The sequence below is a fragment of the Polaromonas sp. YR568 genome (assembly GCF_943371715.1).
Classification (GTDB): domain Bacteria; phylum Pseudomonadota; class Gammaproteobacteria; order Burkholderiales; family Burkholderiaceae_C; genus Polaromonas.
Window position 1 is genome coordinate 64,634 of record NZ_CALRVW010000006.1, and the last position, 15,333, is coordinate 79,966.

Sequence of the window (15,333 nt, forward strand, 5' to 3'; positions counted from 1 at the left end):
AACCCTCACGTGCCCAGCTTCCTCAGTCGCGTCCTGTCCTTTTTTCTGCGCTTGGTCCTGTGGACCTTCGCCGCGATTTTCGCGGTCAGCCTGATGCTGGCCGGCCTCGTCCTGCTGGCGCTGGGCCTGCTGCGTTCGCTGATCACCGGCCAGAAGCCCAAGCCCATAGTGTTTGGCCGTTTCCAGCGCTTCTCGTCGCAGGCTGCCTGGCCGGGCGCCACCAAGCCCGGCACCGCCGCGGCGCGCGAGGCCGACGTGGTGGACGTCGAGGTGCGCGAGATTCGCAGCGACAAGCGCCTGCCCTGATCACCCCCGAGGCCTGAACTGGCTTTCGCCGCCTTGGAGGCCATGTACCGGCTCCATTTTGCTATGCAAACAATAGCTACCTCCGCTTGACTGTATTTGGCTTTCGACCAATTTCATGCATAGAATCCGGCGCTGCCGACCCCTGCTCACCCTTCCCTGTATCCGCCGCAGCCGCCTGCACGCCGGTCAGACCAAGGCCTTTGGACGCCGCAGTCACTGCACTTTGGACTACAAAGCCGGTTGAACTAAAGCGCAAAATGGGACACAAACAAGGGTTATTACTTATTAGCCTTGCTCTATTAAAACCATTGAACCTATTGCTTGGCACTCTCTCAAACCGAGTGCTAATATTACTTCTATGAAGGAGTTTCACCCTATGTCCTACGCTCTGTCCCCTCAAGTGGCCCCCGCGGCAACCCAGTTGGCGCCTGCCAATCCATGGTCGCTGTTGCCACCGCTGGGCAATCTGGATGCCTACATTTCGGCGGTCAACCGCCTGCCCATGCTCACCCTGGAGCAGGAGCAGGAATTTGCCCGGAAACTGAAGGACGAGAACGACCTGGACGCAGCCGGAAAGCTGGTGCTTTCGCACCTGCGGCTGGTGGTGGCTACTTCGCGCAAATACCTCGGTTACGGCCTGCCCCACGCCGACCTGATCCAGGAAGGCAATATCGGCCTGATGAAGGCGGTCAAACGGTTTGATCCGGACCAGGGCGTGCGCCTGGTCAGCTACGCGCTGCACTGGATCAAGGCCGAGATGCACGAGTACATCCTGAAAAACTGGCGCATGGTCAAGGTCGCCACGACCAAGGCCCAGCGCAAGCTGTTTTTCAACCTGCGCTCGATGAAACAGGGCTTCAAGGACGACGCCGATGTGGCGACGCACCGCGACACGCTGACCGAAGGCCAGATTGATTCGATGGCCAAAACGCTGAACGTCAAGCGCGAGGAAGTCATCGAGATGGAGCAGCGCATGTCCGGCGGCGACGTGTTGCTGGACCCGAGCCCGAGCGATGACGGCGAAGAAGCCTACGGCCCGATTGCCTACCTCTCGGATGCCACGCAGGAACCGACGCAGCTGATGGAGTCGCGCCAGCGCGACCATCTGGCCAGCGACGGCATCGCCACCGCGCTGGAAGGCCTGGACGACCGTTCACGCCGAATCGTCGAGGAACGCTGGCTCAAGGTCAACGACGATGGCTCAGGCGGCATGACGCTGCATGACCTGGCGGCCGAATACAAGGTCAGCGCCGAACGCATTCGCCAGATTGAAGTGGCGGCGATGAAAAAAATGAAAAAGGTCCTGGCCGCTTATGCCTGACCGTGCCTGACACCTTGACTGCAACGCCGCGCTAGCGGTGGTTGCCAAAGCCTGCATTCGACCATCGTCTGCAGGCTTTTTTTTCGCCTCTGGAGGCAGGGTGAGGTCGGGTGCCGGCCGGCGCTTCAGTTGCCCTGCAGCAGCAGGCGGATGTCCGCAGCCAGCGGAGCCGCGCCGGTGCCGTAGCGGCTGTACAGGCGCACACGGCCCTGCGGATCAAAAATGTAGCTGCCGGCCGAGTGGTCCAGCGTGTAGCTGCCGGGCGTCTTGCCGTCGACCTTCTTGTAAAAGATCTTGAAGTCCTTGGCCAGCTGCGGCAGCTTGTCGAGATCGGGGCGCAGCGCCAGGAAGGTCGGGTCGAAGTTGCCCATGTAGGCCTGGAGCACCTGCTGCGTGTCGCGCTCGGGGTCCAGCGTGACGAACAGGCCCTGCAGGCGCGCGCCGTCGGTACCCAGCATTTTCTTGATCTCGGCGAGTTCGGCCATGGAGGTCGGGCACACGTCGGGGCACTGGGTGAAACCAAAAAAGATGACCACCACCTTCCCCTGGAAGTCCTTGATGCTGCGCATCTGACCGTTGTGGTCGCTCAGGGAAAAGTCGCGTGCATAGTCGGCACCGGTGATGTCGATGCTGGTGAACTGCGGCTTCTTTTCCGCGGAGCATGCAGACAAAAGACCTGCAGCGCCCGCCAGAAAAGCGCCACCAGCTATCAGTTTGATAGTATTTCGTTTGCCGGAAGAAACAGGAAGCGTGCTCATACGAGGTAGTGGTCCAGCAGCAGGGCTGCGAATAAAACAGACAGGTGGATCAGCGAGAAACGGAAGGTCTTGCGTGCCAGCGCATCGGAGTAGTTGCGCCACAGGCGCCAACCGTACCAGCTGAAACCCATACTCAGGCCGATCGCCACCACCAGATACAGCCATCCGCTCATCTGGAAGACAAAGGGCATCAGGCAGGCGGCGAACAGCACCAGCGTGTACAGAAACACCTGCAGGCGCGTGAACTCGTTGCCGTGGGTGACCGGCAACATCGGCAGGCCGGACTTGCGGTAGTCTTCCACACGGTACAGCGCCAGCGCCCAGAAGTGCGGCGGCGTCCAGAGGAAGATGATCAGGAAAAGAATCAGGGCTTCGGGGCTCACCGCGCCGGTCATCGCAGCCCAGCCGAGCACCGGCGGCATCGCGCCCGAGGCGCCGCCGATCACGATGTTCTGCGGCGTCAGCGGCTTGAGGATCACGGTGTAGACCACCGCGTAACCGACAAAGGTCGCAAAGGTCAGCCACATCGTCAGCGGGTTGACCCAGACATACAGAATCACGGAGCCGATGGCACACAGCACGCCCGAAAAAGCCAGGGTCAGCGGGTTGCTGATCTGCCCCTGCGCGGTGGCCCGCCAGGCGGTGCGTTTCATCTTCGAGTCGATCTGCTGCTCGACCAGGCAATTGAAGGCCGCCGCGGCGCCAGCCACCAGCCAGATGCCGGCACTGGCCACCAGCGCCAGCCTCACATCGGCCCAGCTGGGCACGCCGGGAACGGCCAGCACCATGCCGATCAGTGCGCAAAACACAATCAGCTGCACCACGCGCGGCTTGGTCAGCGCGTAAAACTGCGCAAACTTCGAAGGTACAAAAGGGGCGACCGCCACGGAGGCGGAGGAGTCGGCGGGGTTCATAGGCTGGAAGCCCTCAATTTTGACGCACTTGCCAACTCAGGGGTGCGGTAGCTCGAAAAAATGGCGCCCGTCAGCACCACCACCAGGGCGGCCGCGCCGCCCGTGTGGGAAACCGCCGCCACCAGTGGCCAGCCGAGCACGACGTTGCTCAGGCCGGTAGCAAACTGCCACAAGGCCAGTCCGCCGATCCAGAGGGCATGGGAACGCATGGCAGGAACATGCCGCAGGCGGCTGGCCAGCCACAGCAAGGCGGCAAAAACAACATAGGCCATCAGCCGGTGCACATAATGAATCGCCGTCAGCGCCTGGAAGCTGATGTTGTCACCGTCCAGCCCCACCCCCAGCGCGCGCCACAGCGTGAAACCTTCCCGGAGGTCCATTTGCGGCCAGAAGCTGCCCTGGCAAGCGGGAAAGTCGGTGCAGGCCAGCACAGCGTAGTTGGTGCTGACCCAGCCACCCAGCGCGATCTGGACCCACAACAGGCCAAAGGTCGCTGACAGCAGCAGCCAGGTGGCGGCAGACAAGGGCGCTGGGCGGGCGTCGCCCTGAGCCTGCGCATAACGCACGGCCTGGGCACGCAGCAAGGCCAGCAGGACCAGCCCGCCCAGCAGGTGCAGGGTGACGATCAGCGGGAACAGTTTCATGGTGACGGTCAGTGCGCCAAAAGCGCCCTGCACGCAGACCCAGACCAGCGTCGCCATGGGCCACCAGGGGGACAGGATGGTGCCGGTGCCCTGCCCCTTTCGGCGGCTCAGCCAGGTGGCGACGGCGAGCGTCAGGATCAGCACCCCGACACCGGTCGCCAGGTAGCGGTGAATCATTTCTATCCAGGCCTTGCCATGGGTGACCGGCCCGCTGGGCATGGCCGCCTGCGCGGCGCTGATCGGCTGTTGCGCACCGACCGGGCTGGCGTGGCCGTAACAGCCCGGCCAGTCCGGGCAGCCCAGGCCCGAGTCGGTCAGGCGCGTGAAGGCGCCGAACAGCACCAGGTCAAAGGTCAGAAACAGCGTCACCAGCGTCAGCACCCGCAGGCGCCGTGCCATCGGCTGGTTCTTGTTGCGCAGCCAGACCCAGGCCAGCGGCCCAAGTGCCAACACCAGGCCCATGCCCATGAGCCGCAGCGCCGGGCTGAGGTTGTAGAGGTCTTGCGTGTCCATGTTTAAAACGATGCGCTTTGCGCCAAGTGCACGCGCAGCGCAGTATTCCCATTCCAGCCAGGGCCGCGGGTCCGGCTCTGCCGGCCCGCAGGCGCAGCGGCCCCCTCGGGGGGCAGCGCATTACACGCAGCCGAAGGCGCAGTGAAAAGCGTGGGGGCCACGTTCACCGGCCCTCCTTGTCCCAAGAGGCAGAGGCGCGCAACAGACGTTCGAGGTCGCGCTTGGCCTTCGCCGCACCGGCCGCATCCATGTTCGCCGGAAAACGCATCATCCAGTTGCCGAGCGGGTCCACCACATACAGGTGGTCCTGCAAACGCTGCCCCGGCGCGGCCTGCAGCCACTGGTCCAGGCCGGACACACGCAGCACGGTGGAACCGAGCAGCGCCGTTTTCAGGGTGTCCGGAATGGCCGCGTCGTCGCTGACCAGCCAGACGCGGTCCAGCCTGGCCTTTTCACGGCCCAGGGATTCGCGCAGCTGGCGCTGGAAATACAGATGTTGCTGGCAGGTAATGTCGCAGCCGCCGCCGGCCACGCTGAGCAGCAGCCACTGGCCCTTGAGCGCAGGCAACTCGATGCGGCTGCCATCAGCTGCCATGGCGGCCAAGGCCGGCAAGGGGCGCTGCGGGTCGATCAGCTCGCCATAGTTGCGCCGTCCTTCCGGACGGATCACGTAGTAGGTGAAGTAGGACGCAATCACCGGCGCGGCGCAGATCAGCAGGACGGCCAGCATTTTCCAGCGCCCCGCCCGGGTAGCGGGCGCGCGTGCGGCCACGGCAGCGTCGAGCTGCGGCATGGCATGGACGGTCAGGCCCAGGGGCTGGTCCTGGCCGCCCGGCACGGCGGGGCCTGTGGGAGACGGAGAAAGATCGGGCTGTGGAGGTTGCACTTTGAAAATCGCCGTTCAGGGTTGGGGACGCGGTAAATGCCGCTTTTTGCGGCGCGGGGAAATCAGCTGGAACCAGACATACAGGCCCACGACCAGGGCGCACAGGCCAAACCACTGGAAGGCATAACCATAATGTTTGTCAACGCCGAAGGTGGGTGCCGGCCAGTCGCGCAGCAAGCCCTCACTGGCGGCACCGGTCTGTAGCAGCGACACGGCCATCAGGGGTTGGCCGATTTCCGCGCCAAAGGCGGCGACATCGAGATTTTGCCGGATGCGCCCGCCTGTCTCGCCGGCGAATTCATATAGCTTGGACGGCGGCGGGGCCATGCGGCCAGCCACGCTGACCAGGCCGGCCGGGGTTGGCACGGCAGGCAGGCGGGTGCGGTCATTGAAGTCACGCGGCACCCAGCCGCGCTGCACCAGGATCCACGGCCGCCCGCCCTCCAGCGCCAACGGCGTCACCACCCAGAAACCGGACTTGCCACCCATCGGACGGTTGTCCAGATACACCGTGTGCGCCTCCTGCCAGACACCCTGCAGCAGCGCCTGCCGGTGCAGCACCGTCGCCAGGTCCTGCGTCGCCAGCAATGTGCGGTTATCCAGGGCGGGGAGCCGGTTCTGGGCATCGATCGCAGCCTGCAGCGCGATCTTGTCGGCGGCGCGGCCCCATTGCCACTGGCCCAGCGAAAAGGTCAGGCCGGCCATCAGCAAGGCAGCCAGGGTCACGATCCAAAAGCGGACGCTGGGCAGGGGTGAGCTCATGCGCGGATAATCCGGTTCATGAATTACCTCGTTGCCATTGCATTTTTGGCCATCCTCGCCAGTCTCGGATCCGCACTGTTTTTCATGCTGAAGGGCGGCAGTGGCAGCAAAGCCAAGGGCGGCAACATGGCACGCGCGCTGGCGTTTCGCGTCGGCTTTTCAATTGTGCTGTTTGTCTGCATCCTGATCGCGTGGAAAATGGGCTACATCCAGCCCACCGGCATCCCGGCGGGCAAATAACAAAGAAACAAAAATGAACAAAGGCCGCGTGAGCGGCCTTTCCTGTGCTCGCCGCTGAGGGCGCGCGGCAAACAAAAACTGCCCGGCAAAACGCCCGCGGCAGCGCCTGCGCTCTAGAGCCAGTAGACGAGGATGTACAAACCCAGCCAGACCACGTCCACAAAGTGCCAGTACCAAGCCGCACCTTCAAAGCCGAAGTGGCGATCTGCCGTGAAATGCCCCTTTTGCAGGCGCAGTGTGATGAACAGCAGCATCAACATGCCGACAAACACGTGAAAACCGTGAAATCCCGTCAGCATGAAAAACGTCGAACCATACACGCCGGACGAGAGTTTCAGGTTCAGATCGGAGTACGCATGAAAGTACTCGTAACCCTGCACGCACAGGAAGATGATACCGAGCAGCACGGTCATCCACATGAACGCAATCGTCTTGCCGCGGTGGTTCTCACGCAGCGCATGGTGCGCAATGGTCAGCGTGACACCGGAGCTCAGCAGCAGGGCCGTGTTGATGGTGGGCAGCCAGAAAGGGCCCATGGTCGTGAAGGGCTCAACGATGTCGGCCGGTGACCCGGTCACGCCGGCGGCGACGCTGGGCCAGACCGCCTTGAAATCGGGCCAGAGCAAGGCATTTTCCAGACTCCCCAGCGCAGGCACAGAGTGCACGCGCGCCCACCACAGGGCCGTGAAGAACGCCCCGAAGAACATCACTTCCGAGAAAATGAACCAGCTCATGCTCCAGCGGTAGGACAGATCGATCTTGTGGCCGTAGAGCCCGCCTTCGCTTTCGCTGACCGCTGCACGGAACCAGAAAAACAGCACCCCCAGCCACCAGGCCATGCCAAATGCGAGCGAGTAAGCGCCCCAGCCCGAGCCGTTGATCCACTGCCCCGCGCCGAGGATGACGAAAAACAGGCCGATAGACGCCATCACCGGATAAGCCGAAGGCGCCGGGACGAAGTAATACGGGGTTCCTGCATGTGCTGCTGAAGACATTTCCAACTCCTGTTTCGCTAAATTCTCAAATTCAATAATCAAGGCCTGGTGCGCGCCCTGCAGGCTATTTGCCCACCACCCAGGTGGCCAGCAGAATCAGGCCACCGACAAAAACAAGCACCCCGACCAGTCCCACCACAAGGATGTGGACCGGGTTGAGCTGCTGCACATCCTTCTCGTAGTCACCCCGGCTACGCAGCCCGACAAACGACCAGCTCACCGCCTTGATGGTGCGCCAGATGGAGCCTTTGCGCTGCGTGACCGGCGTGGTCATACGCCGGGCTCGCGCACGGGTCGTGCCAGATCCACGGCGGCAACAGGCACGGCTGCCGGAGCGGCCGGTGTCTTTCCGCCGACTTCAAAAAATGTGTACGACAGCGTGATGGTGGTCACGTCCCTGGACAATTTGGGGTCAATCACAAACACCACCGGCCACTGCTTTTTCTCGCCCGGCGCCAGCGTGTACTGGCTGAAGCAGAAGCATTCGAGCTTGTTGAAATGCGCGCCGGCCTGCACCGGCGCGTAGCTCGGAATCGCCTGGGCCGACATCGTGCGGTTCTGCACATTCTGGAACTCGTACATCACCGTCATCAGTTCACCCGGATGCACCTGCAACGAACGCTGCGCCGGCTTGAACATCCAGGGACCGCGTGCGTTCGCGTCAAACTCGACCGTGATGCTGCGGCTGGTGTCGACCTGCGTATTGGCTGACAACTTTGGCGTCGCGCCGGGAATCTGCCGGTCGCCCAGGGCCAGGATGTTGATGCCGGTCATCTCGCAGATGGCCTTGTAAATCGGCACCAGCGCATAACCGAAGGCAAACATGCCAAGCACGATCACGCCCAGCTTGCCCACCATCCTGAAATTTTCGCGCTTCAGGCCCATGCGTCAGCCTTTGCCGAAAAAAACCAGCTTGGCCATGAACCCGAGGAAAAACACCACCGCGATCGAGGCGAAGATCAGCCCCAGCCGCAGGTTGCTCTTTTTCTGTTCAGGTGTCATGACGCGCGGGTTTTTTTCGAACGAATCAGTAACCGATCACCTTGGTCGCCGTGGCGTCCAGGCGGGGCGGTGTCTCAAAGGTGTGGAAGGGTGCGGGCGATGCCACTTCCCACTCCAGGCCTTCAGCGCCTGCGCCGTCCGGATCGTTCCAGGGGCGCTGGGGGGCTTTTTCACCCTTGCCGCGCATGGTGGGCAGGACCACAAAGAGGAAGAAATAAACCTGGGCGAAGCCGAAGAAGAAGGCACCCACGCTGGCGATCGCGTTGAAGTCGGCAAACTGCATCGGGTAGTCGGCGTAACGGCGCGGCATGCCGGCCAGACCCAGGAAGTGCATCGGGAAGAAGGTGACGTTGAAGGAGATCAGCGACCACCAGAAGTGGATCTTGCCGCGCTTTTCGTTGTACATCACGCCGGTCCACTTGGGCGACCAGTAGTAATAGCCGGCAAACAGCGCATACAGCGAACCGGCCACGAGAACGTAGTGGAAGTGCGCCACCACGTAGTAGGTGTCCTGCACCTGGATGTCAATCGGCGCGACCGCCAGGATCAGGCCGGTGAAGCCGCCCATGGTGAACACAAAGATGAAGCCGACCGCAAACAGCATCGGTGTCTCGAAGGTCATGGAGCCCTTCCACATCGTCGCGATCCAGTTGAAGATCTTCACGCCGGTCGGCACGGCAATCAGCATGGTCGAATACATGAAGAACAACTGGCCGGTCACCGGCATGCCGGTGGTGAACATGTGGTGCGCCCACACGACAAAACTCAGGATGGCGATGGAACCCGTGGCGTACACCATGGAGGCGTAACCGAACAGGCGCTTGCGCGCAAACGCCGGGATGATCTGGCTGACGATGCCGAAGGCCGGCAAGATCATGATGTAGACCTCGGGATGGCCGAAGAACCAGAAGATGTGCTGGAACATCACCGGATCGCCGCCGCCGGCGGGATTGAAGAAGCTGGTGCCGAAATGGCGGTCGGTCAGCGTCATGGTGATGGCGCCGGCCAGCACGGGCATCACGGCGATCAGCAGGTAGGCGGTGATCAGCCAGGTCCAGCAGAACATCGGCATCTTCATCAGCGTCATGCCGGGTGCGCGCATGTTCAGGATGGTCACGATGATGTTGATCGAACCCATGATGGACGAGGCGCCCAGGATGTGCAGCGCAAAAATGCCGGCATCCATGGACGGGCCCATTTGCAGCGACAGCGGCGCATACAGCGTCCAGCCACCAGCCGGAGCGCCACCGGGCATGAAAAAGGAGCCCACGATCATCAGGCCTGCGGGAATCAGCAGCCAGAAGCTGAAGTTGTTCATGCGGGCAAACGCCATGTCGGCCGCGCCGATCTGCAGCGGGATCATCCAGTTCGCAAAACCGACAAAGGCCGGCATGATGGCGCCAAACACCATGATCAGGCCGTGCATGGTCGTGAGCTGATTAAACAGCTCGGGATTGACCAGCTGCAGGCCGGGCTGGAACAGCTCGGCACGGATACCCAAGGCCAGCACACCGCCAAACATCAGCATCGTGAAGCTGAACAGCAGGTACAGCGTGCCGATGTCCTTGTGATTGGTCGCGAATACCCAGCGACGCCAGCCCGTCGGGGCATGGTCGTGGTCGTCATGCGCGTGATCGTGATGGTCTAGAACTGCACTCATCTTGGCTTCCTTTGGTGGCTTGTGCCTGTAGCTATGTCTTTGCGGCGGACCGGGTGTTGCGCCGGCGGCTTGTGGATCTGCGGGAGTAAATCGGCTTATTTGCGGGCGGCCAGCACTTCAGAGGGCTGCACAATTTCTCCGGTCTGGTTGGACCAGTTGTTCTTGGTGTAGGTGGCCACTGCGGCCAGATCGGTATCGCTCAAGGCCTTCCAGGATGGCATCGCACCGCCGACGGCACCGTTCAGCAGGACCTGGATCTGCTTGCCATGGTCTTTGTCGAGCACGATGGCCGAGCCGTCCAGCGGCTTGATCGGGCCGGCACCCTTGCCGTTGGCCTGGTGGCACGCCGCACAGTTGGCCGCATAGACTTTTTCACCGCGGGCCTTGAGTTCAGGCAGCGCCCACACCTTGGCAGGATCATCGGCCTTGGCAGCGGCTTCCTTGACCTTCACGCCAACCCACTTGCTGTAGTCCTCGGCCGAGAGAACCTTCACATGGATGGGCATGTAGGCGTGTTCCTTGCCGCACAGCTCGGCGCACTGGCCGTAGAAATCACCGGTCTTTTCGGCACGGAACCAGGTGTCGCGGACAAAACCGGGGATCGCGTCCTGCTTGATGCCGAAGGCCGGCACCATGAATGCATGAATCACGTCGTTGGCGGTGGTGATGATGCGAATTTTCCGGTCGACAGGCACCACGAGGGGGTTGTCCACCTTGAGCAGGTAGTCATCCGGCGCCTCGCCCTTTTTCGGGCCGCCGTTGTTGGACATTTCGCGCTGCGTGCTGTCCAGCGACGAGACGAAACCGATGCCTTCGCCTTCGCCCTTGATGTAGTCATAGCCCCATTTCCACTGCATGCCGGTGGCCTTGATGGTCAGGTCGGCACCCGTCGTGTCCTTGGAGGCAACCAGCACCTTGGTGGCCGGCAGGGCCATCAGGATCACGATCACAAAGGGAACAATCGTCCAGATGATCTCGACCGTGGCGGACTCATGGAAGTTGGCAGCCTTGTGGCCGGCGGCCTTGCGATGCTTCCAGATGGAATAAAACATCACGCCGAACACGGCCAGGAAGATGACCAAGCAGATGATCATCATGAACCAGTGCAGCCAGTGCTGCTCTTGCGCGATCTTGGTCACGGCCGGGTGCAGGTTGAGCTGGTTGACGGCCGGGCCGCCCGGGAGGTCGTTGACCGCGTAGGCCGCTGTGCTCAGCCAGGCGACGGACAGGGCCGTGACGGCAGCCAGCTTGCGGCCGGCTTGCAGGATCAGGGACTTCAAAACTTCGACTGCGTGCTTCATGCCTGACCCTGTTGTTGTGCGTACGTTCATCGTGATCACTTTTAATGCCTCAATTACCGACTGATTATAAAGACAGCCCTGACACCGTCCGGACAGCCCCGGCCTGACACGCTGTCGTCCGGGCCAACTCAACACCCACGCAATGCGTGGCGGATCTCCCGGGCCAATGCCGGTCGCAGCTCGGGACGCACATGCCGCCCCACCCTGACCGATCGTCCCTGACCCGATACCTCGATCAGCGAGCCATCTCCGTTTTTGGGCTCGACACGAACCCATTCGCGGTTGAACTCTGCCCGCTCGAGACGCCCAGCATTCTCGAGCTCCACCACCAGCTGGCCGCCTTGCAGGACGATGCGTTCACCGTCAGTCGCATGGCGCGCATACACCCGGAACGCCGCACCCACCACCACCAGCTCCAGCCACGCGAACGGCATCACCATCGTGGCACCCTGCACCCAGAAAAATCCGGCAATGCCCAACGAGACCACACACAGCGAGACATACAGCCACACCAGTTGCGCCGGTGTCACGGAACAGTTGCGCTTGAGCAGCCACTGGACAGCCTGCTGCCCCTGACCGCTCTGGCCGGGCGCCTTGGCTAATCGGAATGATGGGGTGGTGAGCAACACGAAGCAACTTTGACGCTGATCAAACACTTTCGGCTGCCAGCTGTGTAGGATAGCCAAAATTCGAGACTGGATTGTAGCCGGGATTGTTTTGCACAAAGCCGCCACAAGGCCCAATCCCGACTGTTCTGCGTGCTCCTGGAAACCTCAGGAAATGCCACGCGAGCCCTGCAGCATGGCGCGCATGTCCTGCACCGACACCGCACTCATGGGACTGACCCTGACTTTGGGCTGCGCCTTCAGCGCGTGACCATAGATGACCTCGAAGGTCAACGTCAGCCGGCCGTCACTCTGGCGCGGCAAACCCTCAAGCGCCTGCAACAGGCGTGCCTTCCAGCCGCGTCCACGCAGGCCTGCAAAACGCGCAGGATGGAAGTTGCGGCCCAGCTCGCGCAATTCCTGCAGCAGCCGTTGCGGTGTCTCGTAGGTCAAGGTGATGCGCTCCATGTCCATCACGGGTTCGGCAAAACCGGTCTGCACCAGCATGTCGCCCCAGTCGTGCATGTCGGTCAGTTCGTGGCCGGCCGGCGGCCAGCCCAGCGCCCGGTAGAGTTCGCGCAACTCGCGCGCGCTGTCCGGGCCGAGGCAGGAAAACATCAGAAAGCCCCCGACCTTCAGTGCCCGATGCCACTGTGCCAGCAGGTCCTGCGGATCGGCGGCCTCATGCAGCGCCATGTTGGCCCAGAGCATGTCCACCCCGGCTGACGGCGGGGTCTCGACACGCACGGCTGGCGCCGTCCAGCGCTTCGGATGCCACCAGGATTTTGCTATATTTTTTATAGCTGCCTGCGCAAGCTGCTGCTGGGTTTCGACCACAAAACACTCTGCATCCGGATAACGGTCGGCAAGTTGCCGGTGTGCCTGCATGCCGCCGCGCATCGCCCCCCAGTGAGCCCAGGCCTGCGGCTGGAGCTTGATCCACTGCAGCCGGTCCAGCATGCGCTGTGCCACTTCCTCATGCAGCCATGGCGATGCCGGCGGTGCCATGCGTTGCCAGCGGGCAACAGCGATGGGATCCAGGGTGGGAGGGCGGTCGTTGGACATCTGAAGAGGGGCATGGAGGGAATCGGGCAGGCAGAGCGACGAGTATATTGACACGATGTCGCTGCGCCTGACCACCCCGGCTTTCCTGACACTGCAGAACCTGGCCAGCCAATGCGCGGTGTGCCACAGCTGGCCGGCGCGCCGTGTCTGCGCGGCCTGCGTCGCGCGTTTCGGCCAGCCGGCGGCGCGCTGCAGCACCTGCGCCATCAGTCTGGTCAGCGGCCAAGCCCAATGCGCCACCTGCGTTCGGCAGCCACCGCCGCTGGACGCGTGTTTTGCCGCCGTGACCTATGCCTATCCCTGGTCGAAACTGATGGCCGTCTACAAATTCGGCCAGGACCCGGCGTGGGCCGCGGTGTTTGCCGGTCTGCTTCTGCGGACACCCGGCGTCCCCGGACGGCTGACAGCCCTGCAGCCCGGTGACTGGTTGCTGCCCATGCCCCTGTCGGCCGAACGCCTGCAGACACGCGGCTTCAACCAGTCCTGGGAGCTGGCCAAGGCCCTGGCCGGCCAGAGCGGCACGGCCGCGCGCCCCGACGCCCGGCTGCTGCTGCGTATCAGGAACACACCACCCCAGTCCCAGCTCAGGCGTGAAGCGCGGCTGCACAACGTCAGGGGCGCGTTTGTGATCGATCCCCTGCGCACAGGCGAACTGGCGGGCCGCCAGGTCCTGCTGGTCGATGATGTGATGACCAGCGGCGCGTCCCTGTTTGCCGCCGCGCAGGCCCTGCGCGAGGCTGGCGCTGCCGGCGTCATCGGCCTCGTGGTTGCACGTACCGAAGCCAGCTAAACCCAAAACCCGCACCACGCGACAATCAGACGATGTTCAATATCGTTCTGGTCGAGCCCGAAATTCCCCCCAACACCGGCAATGTGATCCGGCTGGCGGCCAACACCGGCTGCCGCCTGCACCTGGTGGAGCCGCTGGGGTTTTCGATGGACGATAAACACATGCGCCGCGCCGGGCTGGACTACCACGAGTACGCCGAACTCAAACGCCATGCCGACTGGCCCGCTTTTCTGGCCACCGAGCAGCCCGACCCGCAAAGAATGTTTGCCCTCACGACCCGCGGTACAAGGCTGGTGCACGACGCCGTTTTTGCGCCTGGCGACTGGCTGGTGTTCGGCTCGGAAACCCGGGGTCTGGCCCCCGAGCTGCGTGAGCTGTTTGCGCCGGCGCAGCGCCTGAAACTGCCGATGCGGGTCGGCCAGCGCAGCCTGAACCTGTCCAACGCCGTGGCCGTTACGGTGTTTGAAGCCTGGCGGCAAAACCACTTTGCCACGCCCGACACCCCTGTTTAAGCGGCAGGATCACCCGCCTTGACTTCGCCCCGGGAAGGCCAGGTACGCTCGGCCTCGGCGGCTTTCAGCCGGGTCTGCTCGATCAGGAACTCCATAAACACGCGGGCCCGCGCAGGCACATATTTGCGACTGGGCAGGGCCGCGTACAGGGTGAAACGGCCGGTGATCCAGGGCGCCAGCACGCGCCGCAACTGGCCGTCGCGCAGGTAATTGGCCACCAGATCGAGCGGCTGCGCGCTGATGCCGGTGCCGTCCAGCGTGGCCCGCAGCAAGGTGTCGCTGTGGTTGGCCATCATCACGGGCTTGACCTCCACCGCCACCTCCCGGTCCTCTTCCTCGGGGTTGATCAGCTGCCATTCGCGCTGGCGGATCCCGGCCTGGCTGAGCCTGAGCAGGGCGTGGTTCTTCAGGTCGTCCGGCTGGCGCGGCGTGCCGGCACTGCGCAGGTAGCGCGGTGACGCGCACAGCAGGCCCTCTGAAACAATCACCGGACGCGCCACCACGTTGGCATCGTACAGCCGGCCCGCGCCCAGAATCGTCAAGTCGTAATCCTCGATCGGCGGCACCAGCGGCGAGTCCACCGTGATGTCCAGCACGACCTTGGGATAACGGCGGCGAAACTCGGCCACCAGGGGTGCAATGATGTGCACCGCCATCACCGGCTGCGTGTGAATACGCAGCAGGCCGGCCAGTTCGTCGGTTTGCTGGCGCGTCGACGCCTCGGCCTGGTCCACGTCGTTGAGGATGTGCCGCACCCGCTGCAGGTAGGACTGCCCGGCCTCGGTCAGCGAGAGCTTGCGGGTGGTGCGCTGCAGCAGGCGGGCCCCCAGATGCTGCTCCAGATCCGTGATCAGGCGGGTCATGACGGCGGGCGACATGTCCAGCGTTCTCGCAGCGGCGGCGAATCCGCCGTCGTCCACGACCTGCTGGAAGGCGCGCATGGATAAAAGTCGGTCCATAGGGTGATTATTGGTAGTTCAAGCCCTTATTGTTCCATAAACAGCAATTAGCAATTGATTAATTAGCTATTTTTCTTTGATTTGAGCAACGGTAAAGTTC

At 62.9% G+C, this 15,333-nt stretch carries 19 protein-coding genes; 5 read left to right on the forward strand and 14 right to left on the reverse strand.

Annotated elements, in window-relative coordinates; translation table 11 throughout:
- Positions 1–9: 9 nt before the first annotated feature.
- Both AAG813_RS06465 and rpoH read left to right on the forward strand, forming a co-directional pair.
- Complete coding sequence (locus tag AAG813_RS06465; protein ID WP_341913037.1) at positions 10–306, forward strand: hypothetical protein; 297 nt, start codon at positions 10–12, stop codon at positions 304–306.
- A 376-nt stretch (positions 307–682) separates the two neighbouring features.
- A complete protein-coding gene (gene rpoH / locus AAG813_RS06470) occupies positions 683–1,627 on the forward strand; it encodes an RNA polymerase sigma factor RpoH (protein WP_341913039.1) in 945 nt (314 codons plus the stop codon).
- 125 nt (positions 1,628–1,752) lie between these two features.
- Here the strand turns inward: rpoH and AAG813_RS06475 are convergent, their stop codons facing one another.
- From AAG813_RS06475 to AAG813_RS06495, 5 genes are all read right to left on the reverse strand, one after another.
- Positions 1,753–2,385 (reverse strand): SCO family protein, encoded by a 633-nt coding sequence (locus AAG813_RS06475; protein ID WP_341913041.1) that lies wholly within the window; start codon positions 2,383–2,385, stop codon positions 1,753–1,755.
- A complete protein-coding gene (gene cyoE / locus AAG813_RS06480) occupies positions 2,382–3,299 on the reverse strand; it encodes a heme o synthase (RefSeq protein WP_341913044.1) in 918 nt (305 codons plus the stop codon). The genes AAG813_RS06475 and cyoE overlap by 4 nt, the downstream gene beginning before the upstream one ends.
- The gene (locus tag AAG813_RS06485) at positions 3,296–4,456 is read right to left on the reverse strand and encodes a COX15/CtaA family protein (RefSeq protein WP_341913046.1); all 1,161 of its coding nucleotides are present in this window, start codon (positions 4,454–4,456) and stop codon (positions 3,296–3,298) included. Before AAG813_RS06485 ends, cyoE begins: the two co-directional genes overlap by 4 nt.
- A gap of 163 nt (positions 4,457–4,619) precedes the next feature.
- Positions 4,620–5,249, reverse strand: coding sequence for a hypothetical protein (locus tag AAG813_RS06490; RefSeq protein ID WP_341913250.1), 630 nt, complete (start codon positions 5,247–5,249; stop codon positions 4,620–4,622).
- Positions 5,250–5,357: 108 nt separating this feature from the next.
- Positions 5,358–6,104: an SURF1 family protein gene (locus tag AAG813_RS06495; RefSeq protein ID WP_341913048.1), complete on the reverse strand. Its 747-nt coding sequence runs from the start codon at positions 6,102–6,104 to the stop codon at positions 5,358–5,360.
- Positions 6,105–6,122: 18 nt separating this feature from the next.
- Between AAG813_RS06495 and AAG813_RS06500 the strand changes: the two genes are divergently transcribed.
- Positions 6,123–6,344, forward strand: coding sequence for a twin transmembrane helix small protein (locus tag AAG813_RS06500; RefSeq protein ID WP_341913050.1), 222 nt, complete (start codon positions 6,123–6,125; stop codon positions 6,342–6,344).
- Positions 6,345–6,457: 113 nt separating this feature from the next.
- Here the strand turns inward: AAG813_RS06500 and AAG813_RS06505 are convergent, their stop codons facing one another.
- The 8 genes from AAG813_RS06505 to AAG813_RS06540 all read right to left on the reverse strand — a co-directional run bounded on the left by AAG813_RS06505 (position 6,458) and on the right by AAG813_RS06540 (position 12,972).
- Positions 6,458–7,339, reverse strand: coding sequence for a cytochrome c oxidase subunit 3 (locus AAG813_RS06505; protein WP_341913052.1), 882 nt, complete (start codon positions 7,337–7,339; stop codon positions 6,458–6,460).
- Between the two features lie 64 nt (positions 7,340–7,403).
- A complete protein-coding gene (locus AAG813_RS06510) occupies positions 7,404–7,613 on the reverse strand; it encodes a DUF2970 domain-containing protein (protein WP_341913054.1) in 210 nt (69 codons plus the stop codon).
- Positions 7,610–8,224 carry a cytochrome c oxidase assembly protein gene (locus AAG813_RS06515; protein WP_341913056.1) on the reverse strand — a complete coding sequence of 205 codons (615 nt, stop codon included), beginning with the start codon at positions 8,222–8,224 and terminating at the stop codon, positions 7,610–7,612. The genes AAG813_RS06510 and AAG813_RS06515 overlap by 4 nt, the downstream gene beginning before the upstream one ends.
- A 3-nt stretch (positions 8,225–8,227) precedes the next feature.
- Positions 8,228–8,341 carry a cytochrome oxidase small assembly protein gene (locus AAG813_RS06520; RefSeq protein ID WP_341913058.1) on the reverse strand — a complete coding sequence of 38 codons (114 nt, stop codon included), beginning with the start codon at positions 8,339–8,341 and terminating at the stop codon, positions 8,228–8,230.
- A 25-nt stretch (positions 8,342–8,366) separates the two neighbouring features.
- Entirely contained in the window at positions 8,367–10,001 is a 1,635-nt protein-coding gene (gene ctaD / locus AAG813_RS06525; RefSeq protein WP_096695414.1) for a cytochrome c oxidase subunit I, read from the reverse strand.
- A gap of 95 nt (positions 10,002–10,096) precedes the next feature.
- Complete coding sequence (gene coxB, locus AAG813_RS06530; RefSeq protein WP_341913061.1) at positions 10,097–11,302, reverse strand: cytochrome c oxidase subunit II; 1,206 nt, start codon at positions 11,300–11,302, stop codon at positions 10,097–10,099.
- Positions 11,303–11,430: 128 nt separating this feature from the next.
- Positions 11,431–11,853, reverse strand: coding sequence for a DUF2244 domain-containing protein (locus tag AAG813_RS06535; protein WP_341913252.1), 423 nt, complete (start codon positions 11,851–11,853; stop codon positions 11,431–11,433).
- 222 nt (positions 11,854–12,075) lie between these two features.
- Positions 12,076–12,972, reverse strand: coding sequence for a methyltransferase domain-containing protein (locus AAG813_RS06540; RefSeq protein ID WP_341913063.1), 897 nt, complete (start codon positions 12,970–12,972; stop codon positions 12,076–12,078).
- A gap of 55 nt (positions 12,973–13,027) precedes the next feature.
- On the opposite strand from AAG813_RS06540, the gene AAG813_RS06545 reads away from it, so the two are divergent.
- Both AAG813_RS06545 and AAG813_RS06550 read left to right on the forward strand, forming a co-directional pair.
- A complete protein-coding gene (locus tag AAG813_RS06545) occupies positions 13,028–13,762 on the forward strand; it encodes a ComF family protein (protein WP_341913066.1) in 735 nt (244 codons plus the stop codon).
- 32 nt (positions 13,763–13,794) lie between these two features.
- A complete protein-coding gene (locus tag AAG813_RS06550; protein WP_341913068.1) occupies positions 13,795–14,274 on the forward strand; it encodes a tRNA (cytidine(34)-2'-O)-methyltransferase in 480 nt (159 codons plus the stop codon).
- Here the strand turns inward: AAG813_RS06550 and AAG813_RS06555 are convergent.
- On the reverse strand, positions 14,271–15,233 hold the full coding sequence (locus tag AAG813_RS06555) for a LysR family transcriptional regulator (protein ID WP_341913069.1): 963 nt from the start codon (positions 15,231–15,233) through the stop codon (positions 14,271–14,273). The genes AAG813_RS06550 and AAG813_RS06555 overlap by 4 nt on opposite strands.
- Positions 15,234–15,333: the final 100 nt, after the last annotated feature.

What these genes read in the sequence shown, in the direction of transcription:
- ctaD (WP_096695414.1), bottom strand. Translation starts at nt 10,001, where the DNA reads ATGAGTGCAGTTCTAGACCATCACGATCACGCGCATGACGACCACGAC.
- AAG813_RS06490 (WP_341913250.1), bottom strand. Translation starts at nt 5,249, where the DNA reads ATGCCGCAGCTCGACGCTGCCGTGGCCGCACGCGCGCCCGCTACCCGG.
- rpoH (WP_341913039.1), top strand. Translation starts at nt 683, where the DNA reads ATGTCCTACGCTCTGTCCCCTCAAGTGGCCCCCGCGGCAACCCAGTTG.
- AAG813_RS06555 (WP_341913069.1), bottom strand. Translation starts at nt 15,233, where the DNA reads ATGGACCGACTTTTATCCATGCGCGCCTTCCAGCAGGTCGTGGACGAC.
- AAG813_RS06505 (WP_341913052.1), bottom strand. Translation starts at nt 7,339, where the DNA reads ATGTCTTCAGCAGCACATGCAGGAACCCCGTATTACTTCGTCCCGGCG.
- AAG813_RS06540 (WP_341913063.1), bottom strand. Translation starts at nt 12,972, where the DNA reads ATGTCCAACGACCGCCCTCCCACCCTGGATCCCATCGCTGTTGCCCGC.
- AAG813_RS06510 (WP_341913054.1), bottom strand. Translation starts at nt 7,613, where the DNA reads ATGACCACGCCGGTCACGCAGCGCAAAGGCTCCATCTGGCGCACCATC.
- AAG813_RS06545 (WP_341913066.1), top strand. Translation starts at nt 13,028, where the DNA reads ATGTCGCTGCGCCTGACCACCCCGGCTTTCCTGACACTGCAGAACCTG.
- cyoE (WP_341913044.1), bottom strand. Translation starts at nt 3,299, where the DNA reads ATGAACCCCGCCGACTCCTCCGCCTCCGTGGCGGTCGCCCCTTTTGTA.
- AAG813_RS06495 (WP_341913048.1), bottom strand. Translation starts at nt 6,104, where the DNA reads ATGAGCTCACCCCTGCCCAGCGTCCGCTTTTGGATCGTGACCCTGGCT.
- AAG813_RS06485 (WP_341913046.1), bottom strand. Translation starts at nt 4,456, where the DNA reads ATGGACACGCAAGACCTCTACAACCTCAGCCCGGCGCTGCGGCTCATG.
- AAG813_RS06475 (WP_341913041.1), bottom strand. Translation starts at nt 2,385, where the DNA reads ATGAGCACGCTTCCTGTTTCTTCCGGCAAACGAAATACTATCAAACTG.
- AAG813_RS06520 (WP_341913058.1), bottom strand. Translation starts at nt 8,341, where the DNA reads ATGACACCTGAACAGAAAAAGAGCAACCTGCGGCTGGGGCTGATCTTC.
- AAG813_RS06550 (WP_341913068.1), top strand. Translation starts at nt 13,795, where the DNA reads ATGTTCAATATCGTTCTGGTCGAGCCCGAAATTCCCCCCAACACCGGC.
- coxB (WP_341913061.1), bottom strand. Translation starts at nt 11,302, where the DNA reads ATGAAGCACGCAGTCGAAGTTTTGAAGTCCCTGATCCTGCAAGCCGGC.
- AAG813_RS06500 (WP_341913050.1), top strand. Translation starts at nt 6,123, where the DNA reads ATGAATTACCTCGTTGCCATTGCATTTTTGGCCATCCTCGCCAGTCTC.
- AAG813_RS06515 (WP_341913056.1), bottom strand. Translation starts at nt 8,224, where the DNA reads ATGGGCCTGAAGCGCGAAAATTTCAGGATGGTGGGCAAGCTGGGCGTG.